Annotated in this window: 15 protein-coding genes; 6 read left to right on the forward strand and 9 right to left on the reverse strand. The window is 47.6% G+C overall.

Annotation, left to right across the window (positions count from 1 at the left end; all coding sequences use genetic code 11):
- The first annotated feature begins 39 nt into the window (after window positions 1-39).
- Together L976_RS03455 and L976_RS03460 are read left to right on the forward strand one after the other, a co-directional pair.
- Window positions 40-648, forward strand: coding sequence for a thiol:disulfide interchange protein DsbA/DsbL (locus tag L976_RS03455; protein ID WP_047534208.1), 609 nt, complete (start codon window positions 40-42; stop codon window positions 646-648).
- A 454-nt stretch (window positions 649-1,102) separates the two neighbouring features.
- Window positions 1,103-1,315, forward strand: a complete 213-nt coding sequence (locus L976_RS03460) for a DUF1107 domain-containing protein (protein WP_011070699.1) — start codon at window positions 1,103-1,105, stop codon at window positions 1,313-1,315.
- Here L976_RS03460 and L976_RS03465 read toward each other — a convergent pair.
- Entirely contained in the window at window positions 1,312-1,533 is a 222-nt protein-coding gene (locus tag L976_RS03465) for a cell division protein ZapB (protein ID WP_037413745.1), read from the reverse strand. The genes L976_RS03460 and L976_RS03465 overlap by 4 nt on opposite strands.
- Before the next feature lie 179 nt (window positions 1,534-1,712).
- Here L976_RS03465 and L976_RS03470 point away from each other — a divergent pair, with 179 nt between their 5' ends.
- Both L976_RS03470 and L976_RS03475 read left to right on the forward strand, forming a co-directional pair.
- Complete coding sequence (locus tag L976_RS03470) at window positions 1,713-3,233, forward strand: Na+/H+ antiporter NhaC family protein (protein WP_047534212.1); 1,521 nt, start codon at window positions 1,713-1,715, stop codon at window positions 3,231-3,233.
- Between the two features lie 56 nt (window positions 3,234-3,289).
- A complete protein-coding gene (locus L976_RS03475) occupies window positions 3,290-3,646 on the forward strand; it encodes a RidA family protein (RefSeq protein WP_047534215.1) in 357 nt (118 codons plus the stop codon).
- Between the two features lie 136 nt (window positions 3,647-3,782).
- Here L976_RS03475 and L976_RS03480 read toward each other — a convergent pair whose 3' ends face one another.
- Both L976_RS03480 and L976_RS03485 read right to left on the reverse strand, forming a co-directional pair.
- Window positions 3,783-4,118, reverse strand: a complete 336-nt coding sequence (locus L976_RS03480) for a hypothetical protein (RefSeq protein WP_047534218.1) — start codon at window positions 4,116-4,118, stop codon at window positions 3,783-3,785.
- A 17-nt stretch (window positions 4,119-4,135) separates the two neighbouring features.
- Window positions 4,136-4,402, reverse strand: coding sequence for a Rho-binding antiterminator (locus L976_RS03485; protein ID WP_047540106.1), 267 nt, complete (start codon window positions 4,400-4,402; stop codon window positions 4,136-4,138).
- A 71-nt stretch (window positions 4,403-4,473) separates the two neighbouring features.
- On the opposite strand from L976_RS03485, the gene L976_RS03490 reads away from it, so the two are divergent.
- On the forward strand, window positions 4,474-5,295 hold the full coding sequence (locus L976_RS03490) for a DUF1223 domain-containing protein (RefSeq protein ID WP_052183960.1): 822 nt from the start codon (window positions 4,474-4,476) through the stop codon (window positions 5,293-5,295).
- Between the two features lie 154 nt (window positions 5,296-5,449).
- Window positions 5,450-6,541 (forward strand): branched-chain amino acid aminotransferase, encoded by a 1,092-nt coding sequence (locus tag L976_RS03495; protein WP_047534222.1) that lies wholly within the window; start codon window positions 5,450-5,452, stop codon window positions 6,539-6,541.
- Between the two features lie 40 nt (window positions 6,542-6,581).
- Here L976_RS03495 and L976_RS03500 read toward each other — a convergent pair whose 3' ends face one another.
- From L976_RS03500 to L976_RS03525, 6 genes are all read right to left on the reverse strand, one after another.
- Window positions 6,582-11,120, reverse strand: coding sequence for an EAL domain-containing protein (locus L976_RS03500; RefSeq protein ID WP_047534224.1), 4,539 nt, complete (start codon window positions 11,118-11,120; stop codon window positions 6,582-6,584).
- A 326-nt stretch (window positions 11,121-11,446) separates the two neighbouring features.
- Window positions 11,447-12,640, reverse strand: a complete 1,194-nt coding sequence (gene prpF / locus L976_RS03505; protein WP_047534225.1) for a 2-methylaconitate cis-trans isomerase PrpF — start codon at window positions 12,638-12,640, stop codon at window positions 11,447-11,449.
- Window positions 12,641-12,726: 86 nt separating this feature from the next.
- A complete protein-coding gene (gene acnD / locus L976_RS03510) occupies window positions 12,727-15,330 on the reverse strand; it encodes a Fe/S-dependent 2-methylisocitrate dehydratase AcnD (protein ID WP_047534226.1) in 2,604 nt (867 codons plus the stop codon).
- Window positions 15,331-15,410: 80 nt separating this feature from the next.
- The gene (gene prpC, locus L976_RS03515) at window positions 15,411-16,538 is read right to left on the reverse strand and encodes a bifunctional 2-methylcitrate synthase/citrate synthase (protein WP_037413722.1); all 1,128 of its coding nucleotides are present in this window, start codon (window positions 16,536-16,538) and stop codon (window positions 15,411-15,413) included.
- 235 nt (window positions 16,539-16,773) lie between these two features.
- The gene (prpB, locus tag L976_RS03520) at window positions 16,774-17,652 is read right to left on the reverse strand and encodes a methylisocitrate lyase (protein ID WP_037431229.1); all 879 of its coding nucleotides are present in this window, start codon (window positions 17,650-17,652) and stop codon (window positions 16,774-16,776) included.
- A gap of 64 nt (window positions 17,653-17,716) precedes the next feature.
- Window positions 17,717-18,505: a GntR family transcriptional regulator gene (locus tag L976_RS03525; protein ID WP_047540108.1), complete on the reverse strand. Its 789-nt coding sequence runs from the start codon at window positions 18,503-18,505 to the stop codon at window positions 17,717-17,719.
- Window positions 18,506-18,758: the final 253 nt, after the last annotated feature.

An 18,758-nucleotide genomic window follows, 5' to 3' on the forward strand; every position in this document is an offset into this window, starting at 1 on the left:
GGCTCCAGCTATTTTAGATAATTGATTTAAGGAAAATTCATGAAAAAAGCATTACTTATGGCGGCAGCGCTGTTATTGGCTCCATTAGCGGTTTCGGCAGCGGAATACAAAGAAGGCGTACATTACACTGTGATTAATGATGGTCCCGCGACAGCTAAACCTGAAATCACCGAGTTTTTCTCTTTCTATTGCCCGCATTGCTACAACTTTTCGAAAACGGTTGTGCCTAAAATTTTGGCTGAAAAGCCAGCAGGTGTGGAATTTAACCAAGCCCACGTTGATTTTATCGGCAAAGAAATGGGCGTAGAGATGTCACGCGCTTTTGCGGTTGCTCATCAACTCAATGTCGATGAAAAAATCGATGCGGCTTTATTTGCTGCCATCCATGACAAGAAACAACACTTTACTAGCCGTGACGATGTGCGTGCCTTATTTGTGGCTAATGGCGTTGATGGTAAAGCTTTTGATGCCGCAGCGGATTCATTTATGGTCAAAGCCCAAATGGCGAAAATGAAGCGCGATACTGAAAACGCGAAACTTTCTGGCGTGCCTGCGATAGTGGTGAATGGCAAATACCGTGTTGAAACGGGTGCGATTAAGTCCTATGACGAGCTATTAGACATTGCTTATTACTTAGCGAGAAAGTAATTATCTTAGGATTGCGGTGATTTAGTCATCTGATTGCAATCTAACTCATTGATAATGAAAAAGTAATAAAAAAGGAGCCGAGCGCTCCTTTTTTATTGGCCGCATCAAATTGTCCAGAATACGTTGAACCAGTTTTGCGGAGAATGCGTATTAGGATTTAGGCAAAAAAAAACCGTACTTCCGATAATGGAGAGTACGGACTTGAGCCATATGGCTCATTTTTACCCTGAGTAACACGGATGATTTTAGATAAGCGTCAAAATAATGTCAATAGTCAAAATATTGACGTTTTGATTTGTATTTATCATTGCTTTATTTTTATAAATTAAATCAATTTGTTATTTTGTATTTATTGTAAGTTTTGAAAATAATTCTTTATCGATGAAACTCAATTGGTCATCTTTCTGTCAAATGACTGTGGTCAATAACAACAAAAATGCCTGTAGGGGGTTATATGAGAGTTTTCCCTGTCTACGCACCTAAGCTTATTGTTAAGCATGCGCGTATTTTTCTCACTGGCGTGATATGGGTAAAAGACTTAGGTCGATTGGAATTTGAAAAAGGAAGATTTTTATTACCGAGAAAAAGCCTGCCAAAAGTAAAGCAGGCTATCTTAGAGCTGAACGAATTGATTGAAGCGCAGAATCATCAAACTAAAACAGCTTAGATTTCACTATTGAGCAAGCCAACAAGTCCGGTAACTTTCTCGTTCCAAGAACTCAGTTCTTGCTGCAATTGTTGGTTTTGCTCACTTAATTGTTGGTTTTGCTCACTCAAGGTTGACGTCTTTTGCTTCTCTTCCTCTAGCTCCATTTTTAGAAGCTCGATAGTTTCGAGTGTAGCCTGGATCTTGGTTTCCAGTTTGGACAGTAATTCAAGGCTCATCTGGAGAGTCCTATAGTTTCTGGATGGGACTATGATTCTAGCAGTGCCAAGAGCATAAGGAATAGCAGTCTTTGCCGTTTGGCTAAAAAATACCCGATAACGGAGTGCTAATTTAAGTTTTTTTGCATTTGTTATTAACTCGTTAGTATTCTTAGTTTTATTTATTATCGGAATGGCCCATGACATCGAGCCTGCTTGCCATAATTCCCCTGTTATTAACCTTAGTGTTAGCTCTGTGGTTGCGACGTACCTTAGTTGCCCTAGGTGTTGGTATCCTCTCGGGCGCCTTGATTATTGCCCACTTCAATATATTGCAAAGCTTAAGTTATCTTGTGGAGATAGGCGTTAAGCAGTTTTATAGCCAAGATGCATGGCAATGGTGGCATTTAAACGTGCTAATGGCCATGTTATTGCTGGGGAGCATGACACAGCTACTTGCCAGAAGTGGTGCGGTAGGGCAGTTCGGTGATTGGTTATATCAGCGTATTCGTACGGGCCGACAAGCGCGTATTGGTGTCGTATTGCTGGGTTGGTTAGTGTTTATTGATGGCATTTTTAGCTGCCTTGCCGTAGGGCATGTGTGCCAACCGTTGAGCCAGCGTTATGGTATTCGTCAGACACAACTGGCTTATTTGGTTGACTCTAATGCGTCGCCGCTTTGTTCACTCTTGCCTTTTTCTAGCTGGGGGCCCTATGTGATGGCGCTACTGGCGGGACTCAGCTTTTTACCCGTTTCAGCCCTTGAAGCCTTTATCGAGGTGGCCTTATCCAATTTTTATGCGATTACGACTTTAGGTTTGTCGTTGATTGTGGCCTGGTTTGGGGTCGGATTTAATCCTATGGAGAGGGCTGCGTTGGGAGCTGAGCCGCTGGATACTGATCATGTTGAAATTGTATCGCCTAGCACCCAAGGGAATCCTTGGCTGTTGTCCATTCCGATGCTGACCTTACTGTGCGCCTCTGTCGGTTTAACTCTCTGGTCTGGCGCGCAGCAGGTGCCGTCATGGGATATTTCGGCCTGGTTAGCCAGCGCTGATATTGGTGCTGCGATGCGTGATGCGTGTTTGTTATCGACGTTAGTGACTCTAGTGTTGTTGCTGCTGTCGGGCCGAAGCATTGGGAAACTGCTGGGCGATCTAGCCCATGGGGTTCGGATGATCGCCTTTGCTATCGCGATTTTACTCTGCACTTGGATGATAGGTGCTGTAATCCAAGATCTGGGCGTGGCGAGTTTATTGGCCGATTGGGCAAAATGGTATTTATCCCCCAGTTTGCTGGTGGCGGGGATGTTCCTGCTTTGCGCTATCATGGCCTTTGCCACAGGTTCAAGCTGGGGAACCTTTGCGATTATGATCCCCATCGGCGGAGAAATCGCCCATAACATGGATGCCAGCTTGCTGTTACCTGTATTAAGTGCGGTGATGGCAGGCTCGGTGTTTGGCGATCATTGTTCGCCAATTTCCGATACCAGCGTGCTGAGCGCGACCAGTTCAGGCTGTTTACCCCATGACCATGTGGTGACTCAACTGCCCTTTGCATTAATTGCTGCTGTTGCGGCATTAGTGGGATTTCAGTTAGTCAATTTATCTGTGGCAACTGTGTTTGTATGGTGTGGCGTGATATTTACGGCGCTAGGTTTGCTCATGCTCATGACGCGCTTTTATCCACCCTGGGTGGGCGCTCGTTCGCAGACAAACTGAGCCTTTCGGGGTAAAATGGTCACAGAATTAACTATCTGATTTAAGAGATTATCCCTATGAGCATTACCCGTTTAGATGTTGGTACACGTATGAGCAGCATAGTGATCCACCAAGGCACCGTGTACTTATGTGGCCAAGTGGCGAAGGATAAGTATCAAAACATCACCGAACAAACGACGACTATGCTAGAGGAAGTTGATATCCTGTTAGCGCAGGCGGGCAGTTCCCGTGAGCACTTGTTGTCAGCCACTATCTATCTAAAGGATATGAATGACTACGATGCCATGAATGCCGTTTGGGACGCTTGGGTACCACAAGGTCATGCACCAGCCCGTGCCTGTGTACAGGCGGCGATTGCCGAGCCCGAATATTTGGTTGAAGTCTCTGTGATTGCGGCTGTAGCCAAGGCGTAAACCGCGATCGACAGCTAAGTCAGTCGTAAAGCCAAGTTAATACTTGGCTTTATTCGTCATCAGGTAATTGCTGCCAGAGATTCTGGTGTCATATCCGTCGCAACAACACGATTTTCAATTAAAACAAGATCTTCAGTTAGAAATAGCGAGCCAGATTTGCCGGAATATTTGGGCTGTGCGAGGCATAATGTGCCTGCAACTCTTGGGAGATGGCTTCAATATTCAGTGTTGGTAAATCTTGCGCTATGATGGCCGCAGCCCAAGATGCGTGGAGCTTGAGTTGAGTATAATGTTCAGTTTCAATAAACCGTGCCAACGAATAACGGCTGCCGCCTAATCCGTGCCCCCAACCTTCGCTAACGTCAAAGGGGGAATCGAGTCGCTTGCTATCAAACTCCACCAAGTAGGGAGATTGGCCGTGGTGACCACCAGTCCAATCGCCTAATTCCAACAGCAGAATCATCCTTGCCATTTATTTTTGCTCCTTTGTTATTGGCTCGCAATCATAACACGGCCAAAACTAGCAGCGGGATCCGTGGGCGTTATGGCGATAATGCTATCTAGCCGCAGTATTTGCTGGCCCGCTTGATGTTCAACGACCAGCCATTCAGTCTTATCTGCATGGGTCTGAGTCGTAATTGCCCGTGCTTGGCACTGGCTGCCGTCCTGTAACTCAATCTTGAGCCAATAGCTCCGAAGGCAAGCCAGCTCAAGGTAGTCATAATGGGCACAGGGGATCATTTTATAGTCAGACATCATCTTTCTTCTCAGTTGAATGATTTAGGTGCAATTCAAGGTCTCATCACTCAGTGATAGGAGGATTGAATATGAAATGCATCTTACTCGTTGGTCTTTTGTGGTTGCAGTGGTGGCAACCTGTATTTGCTCAGACATTGGCCCCATTTCAAGCGCAGAGTGCCGTGACCCGTCCTTATATTATCGAACTTTACACCTCGCAGGGATGCAGTAGTTGTCCGCCCGCCGAAGCTTGGTTATCTGGGCAGTTTAACCAGACCGATTTATGGCAGAAATATTTTCCGCTAGCCTTTCATGTGACCTATTGGGATTACCTTGGTTGGCGGGATATTTTTGGTCAAAAAGTATTTAGTGAGCGCCAATATCAACATTTAAACCAAAAGCATACACGGCAAGTGTATACGCCACAGTTTGTGATTAATGCTAAGGAGTGGCGTGGCTGGTTTTCGGGTGAATTAACCGAGATTTTTGCCGTGCCTCAACCTGAGGTGGGTGTGCTTAAAGTGCGTATCGCCAACCAGCAGCTTGAGGCGAGTTTTGTGCCACAGCAACCTTGGGGGCAGCATAAAGATCTGAGTCAAGCACGTTTACAGTTAGCACTCGTCGGCTCAGGGTTAACTAGTGAAATTAAACGCGGTGAGAATCGCCATAAGCAGTTAACCCATGACTTTGTTGTATTTAGCATGCAATCAATCCCTGTGAGTGTCCGTGCGACGGAGTTTGTTGCATCAGATTCAGCACTGTATTTTGAGCAATATCTCAATAGCATTCCGGCTACGGCGCAGAAGGCGCCTCATTTAGCTTGGGTGGTGTGGTTAACGCTAAATGAAGAGCCCATACAAGCCGTCGGTGGTTGGCTTGAGGCGAAGCAGGGGGAAATCCAAAGTCAATAAGGGAAGTAGAATCAACCTATTCAAGATTACGGCAAGCTAATAAGACATTTTTGCTGGGTTATTTTATCGGCTAAGACTTTTAGATGAATCTCACCTATTGACTTTATTCCTGTCGCTACCTAGTCTGCTTGTTCAGTAATCAAGGTGGTATGCGATGGAAATAAAATACGATTTAAAACCTGCGTCCGAACGCCGTACTGAGCAATTCAAGCCCGAAGGAAATGTGGGCTTCGGTAGCCTCAGAACCGATCATATGTTTTTAATGGATTATCGCGATGGTGAGTGGCGCGATCCTCGTATTGTGCCCTATGGCCCGTTTGAAATGGCGCCGGGTGCGATGGCCCTGCATTATGGTCAGTCAATCTTCGAAGGCGCCAAGGCCTTTATGCATGAAGATGGCGAAATTTACACGTTCCGCATCAACAAAAACGCCGAGCGTATGAATCGCTCTGCGGATATTGTCTGTATTCCTAATATTGATGAGCAGATGCAAATCGATGCGATCAACGCCTTGATCGACGTAGACCGTCTTTGGTTCCCGATGCAAGAAGGTGCCTGTTTATACATTCGCCCCTTTATTTTTGCGACCGAAGACCGTCTGTCTGTAAGCCCAAGTTCGCGCTACACATTCTGCGTGGTGTTAAGCCCAAGTGGTGCTTACTACGCGGCGGGTGTGAATAAAGGCATTCGTCTACTGATCAGCAAGACTTACCATCGCGCCGTATCGGGTGGTACTGGCGCCTCTAAAGCAGCGGGTAACTATGCTGCCTCATTGCGTGCGGGTAAAGCTGCCGCACAGTTTGGTGCATCACAGGTGCTGTATTTAGATGCGAACAACCAACAGATTGAAGAAGCGGGCGCGATGAACCACTTCCACATTCTGAAAGACGGCACAGTGATCATCCCAACCTTCACCGATACCATTTTAAAATCGATTACCTCGCAATCTATTATGGAGCTGGGTGAATTGCTCGGCTGCGAAGTGCGCCAAGAGACGGTCATGCTGGATAAGTTTATCGCCGATATCGAATCCGGTGAGATTATCGAAGCGGGTGGTTTTGGGACGGCTGCCGTAGTGTCTGCTGTCGGTTCCTATATTTTTGAAGATGGCCGAGTGGTGACTGTGGGCAACGGTGAAGTCGGTGAGCATATTCAACGCATCTACAAGCTGTATACCGATATCCAGAAAGGCCATATTCAAGGCCCTGATGGCTGGGTGAGACGCGTTGAGCGTATTGCACCTTAATAGTTTCTAAATCAATACGATAAGGCTCCATTATGGAGCCTTATTCTTTTTCGTCTTGCCGCTTTTGTATCTGTTGTATTAAAAGTGTTTGGCAATCTTTGGCGCTCAGCGGTTTACTCAGCAGAAAGCCTTGGACTTGATCACAGCCTTGCAGCGCCAAGAAGTTAAGTTGTTCTTGAGTTTCAACTCCTTCTGCCACCACATTTAACTCTAGGCTGTGGGCGAGAGCAATAATCGCGCTGGTAATGGCCGCATCATCGGGGTCGTTGGTTATGTCGCGCACAAACTCGCGGTCAATTTTTAAGGTATCGATAGGGAAACGTTTAAGGTAACTCAAACTTGAATAGCCTGTACCGAAATCGTCGACAGCGATGGTTAAGCCTAATGCTTTGAGTTTTGAGAGGATATTAACTGACTCCTGTGGGTTGCCCATGATCATCGATTCAGTTAGCTCCAACTCAAGAGCCTGGGCGGGAAGTCCTGATACCGCAAGGGCTACTTCAATGGTTGAGATAATATCGGCCTTTAACTGTCTAGCTGACAAGTTAACGGCCATGGTGATATCGCTAAAACCTAACTCATTCCATTCGGCCAGTTGTTGGCAAGCGTGATTAATCACCCAATGGCCTATTTGATTGATCATGCCTGTTTCTTCCGCGAGGGGAATAAACTCGGCGGGAGAAATGGGGCCTAATTCTGAATGCTGCCAGCGCAGTAGTGCTTCAAGCCCTGTCAGAGATCCATTGCGTAGGCAAAACTTAGGTTGATACACCAAGCTTAACTCATTGTGGGCGATTGCTTGTTTTAATCCCGTTTCGAGCAGCATATGGCGAGTCGCCATCTCATTGAGTTTATTGGTGTAAAACTGAAAGTTATTTCGCCCGAGAGCCTTAGCATGGTACATGGCGGTATCGGCAAATTTAATTAACGAATCCACATCTACAGCATCATTAGGATAGAGACTGATACCTATCGAAGTGGAGATCGTGAGGGATTTGTCCTCTAATAAGAAGGGCGCTTGAAAGGCTTTGAGCACTTTTTCCGAAATTAACGTCGCCGCTTTAGTTTTCGCCACACCTTCTAGAATAATAGTAAATTCATCACCACCTAAGCGGGCTACGGTATCTCCTTCGCGGACGGCATTTTGCAGCCTATGGGCCACTGCTTTGAGTAATAGATCGCCAATGTGGTGCCCCATAGAGTCGTTAATGTGCTTAAAACGGTCGAGGTCTAAAAACAGTAGGGCGACAATATTATTCGATCTATGTGCTTGAGATATCGCGTGATTAAGCCGGTCTTGGAATAAGGTTCGATTAGGCAGCCCTGTGAGCGTGTCAAAGCTTGCGAGGAAACGTAAATCTTCCTCGGCCTTTTTACGCTCTGTAATATCAGTAAATACCGCCACAAAGTGGCTAGTTTCACCTTTTACGTCAATTACTTGATTTATCTCGAGCCACACCAAAATTGCTCTACGGGCCTTATTGCGGATCCAAATTTCTCCCGCCCAATGTTTATGGCGTAGTAGTTGCTGTTCAATGCTATTAAACAGATCCCGTTGTTTTCTACTATAGGCTAAGTGAATTAAGTATTTATCACTAATCTGCCGCTCTGAATAACCAGTGATATTGCTAAAAGCAGGGTTTACCGAACGGATTCGATAGTCTAATCCTGCCACCACGACGGCTTCATTCATACTATTAAGCACTTGCGAGGAGAGTACCAGCTCGTTTTCGATCAGTTTGCGCGAGGTAATATCCCGAGTTGTGCCCGTCATACGAATGGGATGGCCCTGCCCATTAGCTTCAACAACTTTACCCCGCTCAAGGATCCAAACCCATTTGTTGGGCGAATGCTCAATGCGGTATTCCACTTCAAAGAAGGGAGTGCGTCCTTGTAGGTGTTCGGCTAACTCGTGCCTAAATCTTTCCCTATCTTCAGGATGAGCATTGTCGTGCAGTAGATGGTGACGGTTCCATTGAGGGACAGGTATATCTGTATGCGTCCGGTAAACCTGTTGTTCTTGGATATTCCAGTCCCACATCCCGTCGCCCGAAGCCCAAAGCGCCAGTTTAAGCCGTTCTTCAGATGCACGAATGCTAGTTTCAAACTCTTGTTGTTGGCGACGTTTTTGTTTGCGCCATTTTACTATCCATATCAGTAGAGTCAGTGTCAGTAGAATATAAAGCGCATAGGCCAATTCAGTGCGATAAAAAGGTGCATTGACGGTTAAATCGACCAATAGCGTATAGTCACCTTGACGGTTGTATTCAAGTGAATGGCGCACATGGAGCACGTAGTTGCCTGGATCGATATTAGTGAAGGTGATTTCATTGCCTGTCGGTAAATCGTGCCAATGGTTATCAAATCCTTCGAGGAAATAACTAAAGCGGTTTTTTCCTGTATAGCTAAAATCCAGTGAGGTGATTTCAAAGCTAACTAATTGATCTGCGTAGTTCATTACGATTTTCGGCGGATGACTCAGATCTAAAATCGTCTGTTTTTGGCCGGCAATTTTATATGCTGTGAGTGCTACCTTCGCTTCACCCCTTTTGTCAGGTAGGATTTTAGGGTTAAAGCGATTGATGCCATTAATTCCGCCAAACCAGAGATCACCATCACTGTCTTTAAGCTTTACACCACCGTTAAATTCCAGTGCCTGTAAGCCTTCCTGTTCGTTGAAATTGATAATTTTGTTATTGGTAGGGTTTAATTTTCCAATACCGGCATTGCTACTGAACCAAATATGATGCTCATCGTCCTCCAGCAGAGCGTAAATCGTATCGCTAGGTAGACCTTGTTCACGGGTATAATTACTAAAAATGGGCAATAAGGTTTGATACGATAGCCGACTAATGCCACCGTGGGTCGCAAACCAAACATCACCATTATTTGCGACTAAGATATCCCTAATGCGGTTATTGATAATGCTGTTTTTGTCATGGGGGTCATGGTAAAAAACGTCGCCATGCCCTGTTTGCATATCTAATTTTACTAGTCCATTGAGCGAACCAATCCACAGAATATTATTATTGGCCCTAAGGGTGAGTAACAGGTTTTGTGTAGGATGAAAATTTTCAATGCCTGTTAGCGAAACAGGCGTAAATTCATCATTTACAGTGGATTTCCGATATAGCGCATGGGATGTCGCTACCCAAAGCCTATTTTGATCATCTAACTCTAGACTGCGGATATAGTTCGCTTCTGCTGAGGTGTCTTTGCTATCTGCAACATTGAGTAGGCTAAATTCACCGTTTGGAGCCAGACGCCCTAGTCCATAGTTACTGGCAAACCAGAGGACGCCTTGCTTATCTTGAATAATCGAGCGCAGAGTGAGGTTTAAGTATTGAGTCCCTAACCCTAATGCCTTGGCAAAAAAAGTGCTGTAGTTTTCATATGTTTTACTATTTCGTGCTAACCGCTTAAGGCCCGCGCCTTCTGTTCCTATCCACAGTGCCTGATCTTGGCTGCGGTAAAGGCTACGGACATTATTGCTCTGTTGAGGTAATTCGGTCGTATATTCAAACAGATGCTGAAAATATTGACGGCGAGTGTTGATCTTATTCAATCCAGAATAACTCGCGCCGAGCCATAGATTGCCAAAAGGATCTTCTAGCAGGGATAAGATATTGTTTTCACTGATACTGTTTGTACGTTTGGGATCAAATTTATGATAAGTGGCAACGAATTGATCTGCCTCTCTTTCTAATTGTATTAAACCAGCTTCAGGTCCGACGACCCAGAATTGTCCTTGGGATGTTTGAACAAAATCTTTGATATAGGGAACATTATTTTCTGCTTGCCAGACGATAGTCCCTTGTTGAGTGGTCAGATCATAGTGCCAGAGCTGATTACCAAGCGCTAAGCTAATTGCTCGACTTGAATTGGCTTTAATCTGATAAGCAATCACGTCCTGCGGCACATTCAGCCGCGTAATCGTATTTGCACTTACTGCAAAGGTACCATTATCCCTGGTTCCTGCGAGTAAATAGGTGTTATCAACATTGGCAAGACTGGTGATATAGGGTTCAATGCTGGTTCCTAGTGAAACTTGGCTTAAGCGTTTTGTTCTTGTGGAAAAAAAAAACAAGCCACTTTGAGTGCCAATCCACAGCGTATTGCCGACAATATTGAGTTTAGTGACCCTGGGATCGGTGAGACCCTGTTCTATGCCAATGCGTTCAAAGGTGCCTGTTTTTAAATTGAGCCGATTTATACCTTGGCTAAAAGTACCTATCCAAAGATAACCTTGGGCATCTTGGATAATATCCGAGATATAACTTTCTGAAATGCTTTGAGGATCATTAGGGGAGTGGATAAAAAGATTGAAGTTGTAACCGTTATAGCTATGGAGTCCATCTTGAGTGCCAATCCACAGCATGCCAGCACTGTCCATAAATAGGCTGGTGATTGTGTTTTGGTTTAACCCTTCTTCGCTGCGGATATGCTCAAATTTAAGCAGTGTATTTGCCGCATTAAGCGGTAATGCCAAGCCTGCGGGAAGCACCGCAACAAAACTGAGAATGCAGAGCACGCTAACGATTAGTCTAAGGATTGGTTGACTCAAAGCTACCCCTATCATTCCCTACTTTTTCCCCAATTTTGGGAGGTATTATTAACGTTACTTTAGGAATGTCGCGTTAAGAATGAGACTGACACGATCTCAGTTTTAAAATTAAAATAATGGTTAATTTATTCACAGATTTATATAGCGTAAGGTGTTTTTATCAATATCCGCTGTGACCAACGCAAGTTTAGCATTTTTTACCGAATGCCAACATATTGCAGCTCGCAGGGAAGATAAATAAAAAAAGACCTTGCCGGAAGGGGGAGAAGCAAGGCCTTTGGTTGAACTCTATTGATAGGGTGATATCAATCAACTTGGAGGTGCGAATCAGTTGTTAGGGTTTATACGGTGGGCACGCGTACAAAACCCTCCATCAGCACTCGGGCGCTGCGACTCATAATGGCTTTAGTCACTGTCCATTCGCCGTTTTGTTGCATGGCCTGTGCGCCGACGCGAAGGGTGCCAGAAGGATGGCCAAAACGTACCGCTTCCTTCTCACCACCGCCTGCCGCGAGATTGACTAAAGTGCCGGGAATCGCCGCCGCGGTACCAATCGCTACGGCGGCTGTGCCCATCATCGCATGGTGCAATTTGCCCATGGAGAGGGCACGTACCAGAAGATCGATCTCCTCCGCTGCAACTGCTTTGCCGCTGGATGACACATAGTTTTTCGGCTTAGCAACAAAGGCCACCTTAGGGGTATGTTGGCGTGATGCGGCCTCATCAATATGTGTGATAAGTCCCATACGTACGGCGCCATAAGCACGGATGGTCTCAAACTTGGCAAGAGCGGCATTATCGCTGTTGATATCGTCTTGCAGTTCAGTGCCCGAGTAACCTAAGTCCTCGGCATTGATAAAGATGGTTGGAATACCCGCGTTAATCATGGTGGCATTAAAGCTGCCAATACTAGGTACTTCGAGTACATCCACTAAATTACCCGTTGGGAACATGCTGCCACCATCGCCGTCTTCGTCAGCGGCGGGGTTCATAAATTCGATCTGCACTTCGGCGGCGGGGAAGGTCACGCCATCGAGCTCAAAATCGCCTGTCTCTTGCACCATGCCATCGGTAATCGGCACATGGGCAATAATGGTTTTTGCAATATTGGCCTGCCAAATACGCACGGTGCAGACACCGTTTTGTGGAATGCGATCAGCATCAATCAGCCCATTGCTAATAGCAAATGCGCCGACGGCGGCGGTCAAGTTGCCGCAGTTACCGCTCCAATCCACAAAGGGTTTGTCGATAGACACTTGGCCAAACAGATAGTCAACATCGTGGTCGGCTTGGCTGCTTTTAGACAGAATAACCGTCTTGCTGGTGCTGGAAGTTGCGCCGCCCATACCATCAATCTGTTTACCATAGGGGTCGGGACTGCCAATGACGCGCAGCAGTAGTGCATCACGGTGAGGGCCTGGCACTTGGGCTGCTTCGGGTAAATCTTGCAGACGGAAAAATACCCCTTTGCTAGTGCCACCACGCATATAGGTTGCAGCCACTTTAATCTGGGGCGGGAAAAGTTTATTACTCATGCTATTAACTCCAAGGGGAATAGCGAAAAGGTTCGTGTCGATATAGGCGGCAAGCTTGTCGGCATTGCCGCCTTTTAGCGCGAATCTTACTTCAGATTTGACTCTAAAAAGTCCTGCGCAAACCGTTGCAGTACGCCGCCAGCAGAGTAGATAGACACTTCTTCTGCGGTATCTAAACGGCAGGTCACAGGCACTTCGACACGCTCACCGTTTTTACGGGTGATGATAACGGTGAGATCTGCACGTGGCGCGATATTGCCAACAACATCAAACACCTCGGTGCCATCGATGCCATAGGTTGCGCGATTCTCGCCCGCTTTGAATTCCAGCGGCAACACGCCCATACCGACTAAGTTTGTGCGGTGAATACGCTCGAAACCTTCGGCGACAATCGCCTCTACGCCCGCTAAACGCACGCCTTTTGCCGCCCAGTCACGGGATGATCCCTGACCATAGTCAGCGCCAGCGATAATAATCAGCGGTTGTTTGCGATCCATATAGGTTTCAATGGCTTCCCACATGCGGGTCACTTGGCCTTCTGGCTCGATACGCGCCAGTGAGCCTTGCTTCACCTTGCCATCGACAATTGCCATCTCGTTTTTGAGTTTAGGGTTGGCGAAGGTCGCACGCTGGGCCGTTAAGTGGTCGCCCCTGTGGGTCGCGTAGGAGTTAAAGTCTTCCTCTGGCAGGCCCATCTTGTGCAGGTATTCGCCCGCCGCGCTGTCCATCATAATCGCGTTCGAGGGCGATAAATGGTCTGTGGTGATGTTGTCACCTAATACCGCCAGTGGACGCATGCCCTTGAGGGTGCGCTCGCCCGCTAATGCACCTTCCCAATAAGGTGGGCGGCGGATATAGGTCGATTGTGGACGCCAGTCGTACAGTGGGCTGACCTTATCGCCATAGTCGACGCTCAGGTCGAACATCGGCTCGTAGACTTTGCGGAACTGCTCTGGCTTCACGCTTGCCGCAATCACAGCATCGATTTCGGCATCCGTTGGCCAAATATCGATTAAGCGAACGGGCTTGCCATCTTTATCTAGGCCTAACACATCCTTCTCGATATCGAAACGAATGGTGCCCGCAATCGCATAGGCCACCACTAACGGTGGCGATGCGAGGAAGGCTTGCTTAGCGTAAGGGTGAATACGGCCGTCGAAGTTACGGTTACCGGATAATACGGCGGTGGCGTACAGATCGCGGTCGATCACTTCCTGCTGGATAACCGGGTCGAGGGCGCCGCTCATGCCGTTACAGGTGGTGCAGGCGAAACCGACAATACCGAAGCCTAATGACTCAAGCTCTGGCAGCAAGTTGGCTTCTTCTAAATACAGTTGTACCGCCTTAGAGCCAGGGGCGAGTGAGGTTTTAACCCAAGGTTTGCGACTTAAGCCTTTGGCATTGGCGTTACGTGCCAGCAGGCCTGCTGCAATCACGTTACGTGGGTTACTGGTGTTGGTGCAGCTAGTGATGGCCGCAATAATCACGGCACCATCTGGCATTAAGCCTGGCTCGTTTTCAACCACGCCGCTGATGCCGCGCGCGGCCAACTCTGAAGTCGGAACGCGAGCATGGGGATTCGATGGGCCAGCAATGGTACGCACTACCGATGATAGATCAAAATGCAGGGTACGTGGGTACTCGGCCTGCTTGAGATCATCGCTCCACAAACCTGTGGTCTTGGCATAGGTCTCAACCAATTTAACTTGCTCATCGCTACGACCCGTGAGGGTTAGGTAGTCTAGCGTTTGTTGGTCGATATAGAACATGGCGGCCGTGGCACCAAATTCTGGCGTCATGTTCGAGATGGTTGCGCGATCCCCAAGGGTTAAGGCCTCAGCGCCTTCGCCGAAGAACTCTAAATAAGAAGAAACCACCTTTTGGGCGCGTAAAAATTCGGTCAAGGCCAGCACGATATCGGTTGCAGTGATACCCGGCTGAGGTTTGCCTGTTAGCTCAACGCCGATAATGTCGGGTAGACGCATGTATGAGGCGCGGCCCAGCATCACGCTTTCGGCCTCAAGACCACCCACACCAATGGCGATAACACCCAGCGCATCTACGTGTGGCGTATGGCTGTCGGTGCCGACTAAAGTATCGGGGAAGGCCACGCCATCGCGAGCATGGATCACGGGTGACATACGCTCCAGGTTGATTTGGTGCATGATGCCGTTGCCCTGTGGGATCACATCGATGTTTTTAAAAGCTTTTTGAGTCCAGTTGATAAAGTGGAATCTGTCTTCGTTGCGTCTATCTTCGATGGTGCGGTTTTTCGCAAAGGCATCCTTATCGAAACCACCATATTCCACAGCTAGGGAATGGTCGACAATCAGCTGGGTCGGAACCACTGGGTTAACCTGGGCAGGATCGCCTCCCTTAGCGGCAATCGCATCACGCAGCCCCGCTAAGTCTACCAGCGCGGTTTGGCCCAAAATATCGTGGCACACTACACGCGCAGGGAACCATGGGAAATCCAGTTCCTGTTTTGATTCAATAATTTGTTTTAGCGAGTCGGTAAGCGCCTGCGGCTCGCAGCGACGCACTAAGTTTTCCGCTAACACGCGCGAGGTGTAAGGCAATTTCGCATAGGCGCCGGGGGCAATGGCTTCAATGGCTTCGCGGGTATCGAAATAGTCGAGTGCTGTGCCGGGTAAAGGCTTGCGATATTGGGTGTTCATAACAGTGCTCATAACATCATCCATTTCGGAAAATGAAGTTGGCGCGAGACGCACATTGAGTGAAGTCTCGCGCTAAGTGTGGTCAGTTTTGCTTAACGGTTGGCAATGGGTACCACTTTGCGTGGTGATACACCCACATAGTCGGCACTTGGACGAATAATGCGGTTGTTTGAACGCTGCTCCATCACATGTGCTGCCCAACCCGTTACCCGTGAACAAACGAAGATTGGGGTAAATAGCTTGGTTGGAATGCCCATGAAGTGGTAAGCACTGGCATGGAAGAAGTCGGCGTTACAGAAGAGTTTTTTCTGTTCCCACATCAGGGCTTCACAGGCGACCGATACGCGGTAGAGGCGATCATCGCCATAATCTGCGGCCAGTTTTTCTGACCATTCTTTGATGATGGCGTTACGAGGATCTGAATCACGGTAGATAGCGTGACCAAAGCCCATAATCTTTTCTTTGCGCTCGAGTTTACCCATCAGCACATCGCGGGCATCGGCTTCGTCTTTCATGTCTTGAATGAGCTCCATCGCCGCTTCGTTGGCGCCGCCATGCAGTGGGCCACGTAGTGAACCGATTGCGCCAGTTACGCAAGAATGCATGTCCGACAGGGTCGATGCACACACACGAGCGGTAAAGGTTGAAGCGTTAAACTCATGCTCTGCATACAGAATTAACGAAACGTCCATTACTTTAGCGTGCAGCGCCGATGGGGCTTTGCCGTGTAGCAGGTGTAAGAAATGAGCGCCGATTTGCTCATCGGTGGTTTCGGTGTCGATGCGTACGCCATCGTGGCTAAAGCGATACCAGTAGCAGATGATAGATGGGAAGGCCGCCAATAAACGATCGGCAATTTGGCTTTGCTCGCTAAAGTTGTGCTCGGCTTCGAGGTTACCCAGCATAGAGCAACCGGTACGCATGACATCCATTGGATGGGCGTCGGCAGGGATGCGCTCTAACACTTCTTTTAATGCCTGTGGCAGGCCGCGCATGCCCTTAAGTTTGGTCTTATAGGCCTCGAGTTGTGCTGTGGTGGGCAGCTCACCGTAAAGGATCAGGTAGGCGACTTCTTCGAAGGTGGCGTTTTCGGCCAGATCTTTTACATCGTAACCGCGGTAGGTCAGGCCGCTACCCGATACACCTACAGTACTTAGTGCAGTCTCACCCGCGCTCTGGCCACGTAATCCAGCACCACTTAATTTTTTTGCGTCTGACATAATTCTTCCCTTCCGTTAACGCTATGGTTATTGCAGACAGGCTCAATATTAGCCGTCTACCTTTTTGGTTAAAGCTGCATAAATGTTGACTAAATACAGAGTTTTAGCCTTATGTAGGGTTGCAGCATATCGGTGATGCAGGAGCCGTTATTTGAGGTCACGGCTCTCGCATCTGGGTATCAGTAACAACGCGAAGCCTAAGCTTCTACTGACGTCCATGGTCTGTACTTATCTTTTACTTATCTTGGCTAAATAATTGATCTAACTTGTCTTCAAAGGCGTGGTAGCCCAAGTACTTATACAAATCCGTACGGGTCTGCATAGTGTCTAAGACATTGCGTTGATGACCATCATTCATCAGCGCTTGCATCACTTTCAGTGCGGCTTGGTTAGCGGCGCGGAAAGTGCCGAGTGGGTAAAGCACCATGTCGGCGCCCGCTTCGGCGAGTTCTTCTTTGTTGAACAATTGGGTTTGGCCAAATTCGGTCATGTTCGCCAGAATTGGTGCGTTAACTTGGGCTTTGAAGTGACGGTATTGGTCCAGCTCAGTTAAGGCTTCGGCGAAAATCATATCGGCACCCGCGGCGATATAGGCTTTTGCACGTTCGATACCCGCTTCTAAACCTTCAACGGCAACCGCATCGGTACGCGCCATGATCACAAAGTTAGGATCGGTACGGGCATCGACGGCGGCCTTGATACGGTCAACCATTTCCTCGGTACTGACGACCGCTTTATTGGGTCTGTGGCCACAACGCTTTTGCGACACTTGGTCTTCCATGTGCACGGCAGCTACACCGATTTTCTCAAACTCTTTAATGGTGCGGGCGATGTTGAAGGCGCCGCCCCAACCGGTGTCGATATCGACTAGCAGTGGCAGTTGAGTTGCCGAGGTGATACGACCGGCATCGATTAGCACATCATTCATCGAGGTCATGCCTAAATCAGGTAGACCGTAGGAGGCGTTTGCGACGCCTGCGCCCGATAGATACAGGGCTTGGAAACCGGTTTGTTCCGCCATCAAGGCGAAATACGCATTGGTGGTGCCAACGATTTGTAAGGGTTTTGAGTTAGCAAGAGCTTGGCGAAAACGTAATCCTGCGCTTTGGGTCATGGTCTTGTCCTTATCCAATTAAAAAGTACTGAATGATCAGTATTCGATGCTTATGGGCTGCGACTTAGCTGATATTGGCTAAAGTTTCTTTCGCGGCGGCGTTAGCTTGTAATTCAATCAAGCGTAATTCGGTATTTTTACGGCCTTGCTCAATATGGCGACGCATCAACAGGCTAGCGAGTTCACCATCACGCTGGGCAATGGCTTCGACTATGCGTCTGTGTTCGGCAATGGCTTTTACTGGGCGGTTCTTATTGGTGCACTGATAGCGATACATCCGCAGCAGATGATAAAGCCCGCCAATTAAGGTTTCTTGCAGATGTTTATTGCCGCTGGCTTGGATGATTTGATAATGGAAGTCGACATCACCTTCCTCTTGGAAATAGGTATCGCCATTGGCCAGCGCGGTTTCTTGCACCGCGAGTAAGTCTTCTAACTTGGCTAATTGTTCTGGGGTAATACGGCTGGCCGCAAGTTCGCAGGCCATGCCTTCGAGCACGCTACGCAATTGATATAAATCGTTTAACTCGCTCACTGTGAGTTGAGCAACACGGGCACCCACATGGGGCGCACGGACTACGAGACGTTGTCTTTCTAAGGTTTGCAGCGCCTCACGGGTCGGGCCGCGGCTGATGCCGTATTTTTCGGCGAGGGCTTGCTCGTTGATCTTACTGCCCGCAGGCAGTTCGCCTTTGATGATGCTGGTTTGTATTTGCACCAAAATTTGATCGGCTAAGGTGGTCGACGATTTTTCGCTGGCTAGGGATTTCACCTTCGTTGTTGAGCTGGTTGCGGCATGAGCCACAGAGCTTGGGGTGTCATCTGTTGGGAATATGGTCTCTTGCTTCAACATACTGCGCATCACTCGTTGATTGCTGGATTGTCGACAATGAGTAAAAAATAGTCCCGTTAAATGCCATTGTCAACAATATGTTTACTTAGACGTAAGTCTACATTTCTGGTGTTTTAATTATTAGTTGTTGTATTTATTTGTTATTTTGTATTTTATTTGATTTTGATAATTTTATCTTCTCTATTGCGTAATTGGTGATTGTCGACAATTTTGGTGTTGAGTGATGTCAGATGGTGCGATCAAACACAGCTTT

Source organism: Shewanella sp. ZOR0012, assembly GCF_000798835.1.
GTDB classification, from domain to species: Bacteria; Pseudomonadota; Gammaproteobacteria; order Enterobacterales; family Shewanellaceae; genus Shewanella; species Shewanella xiamenensis.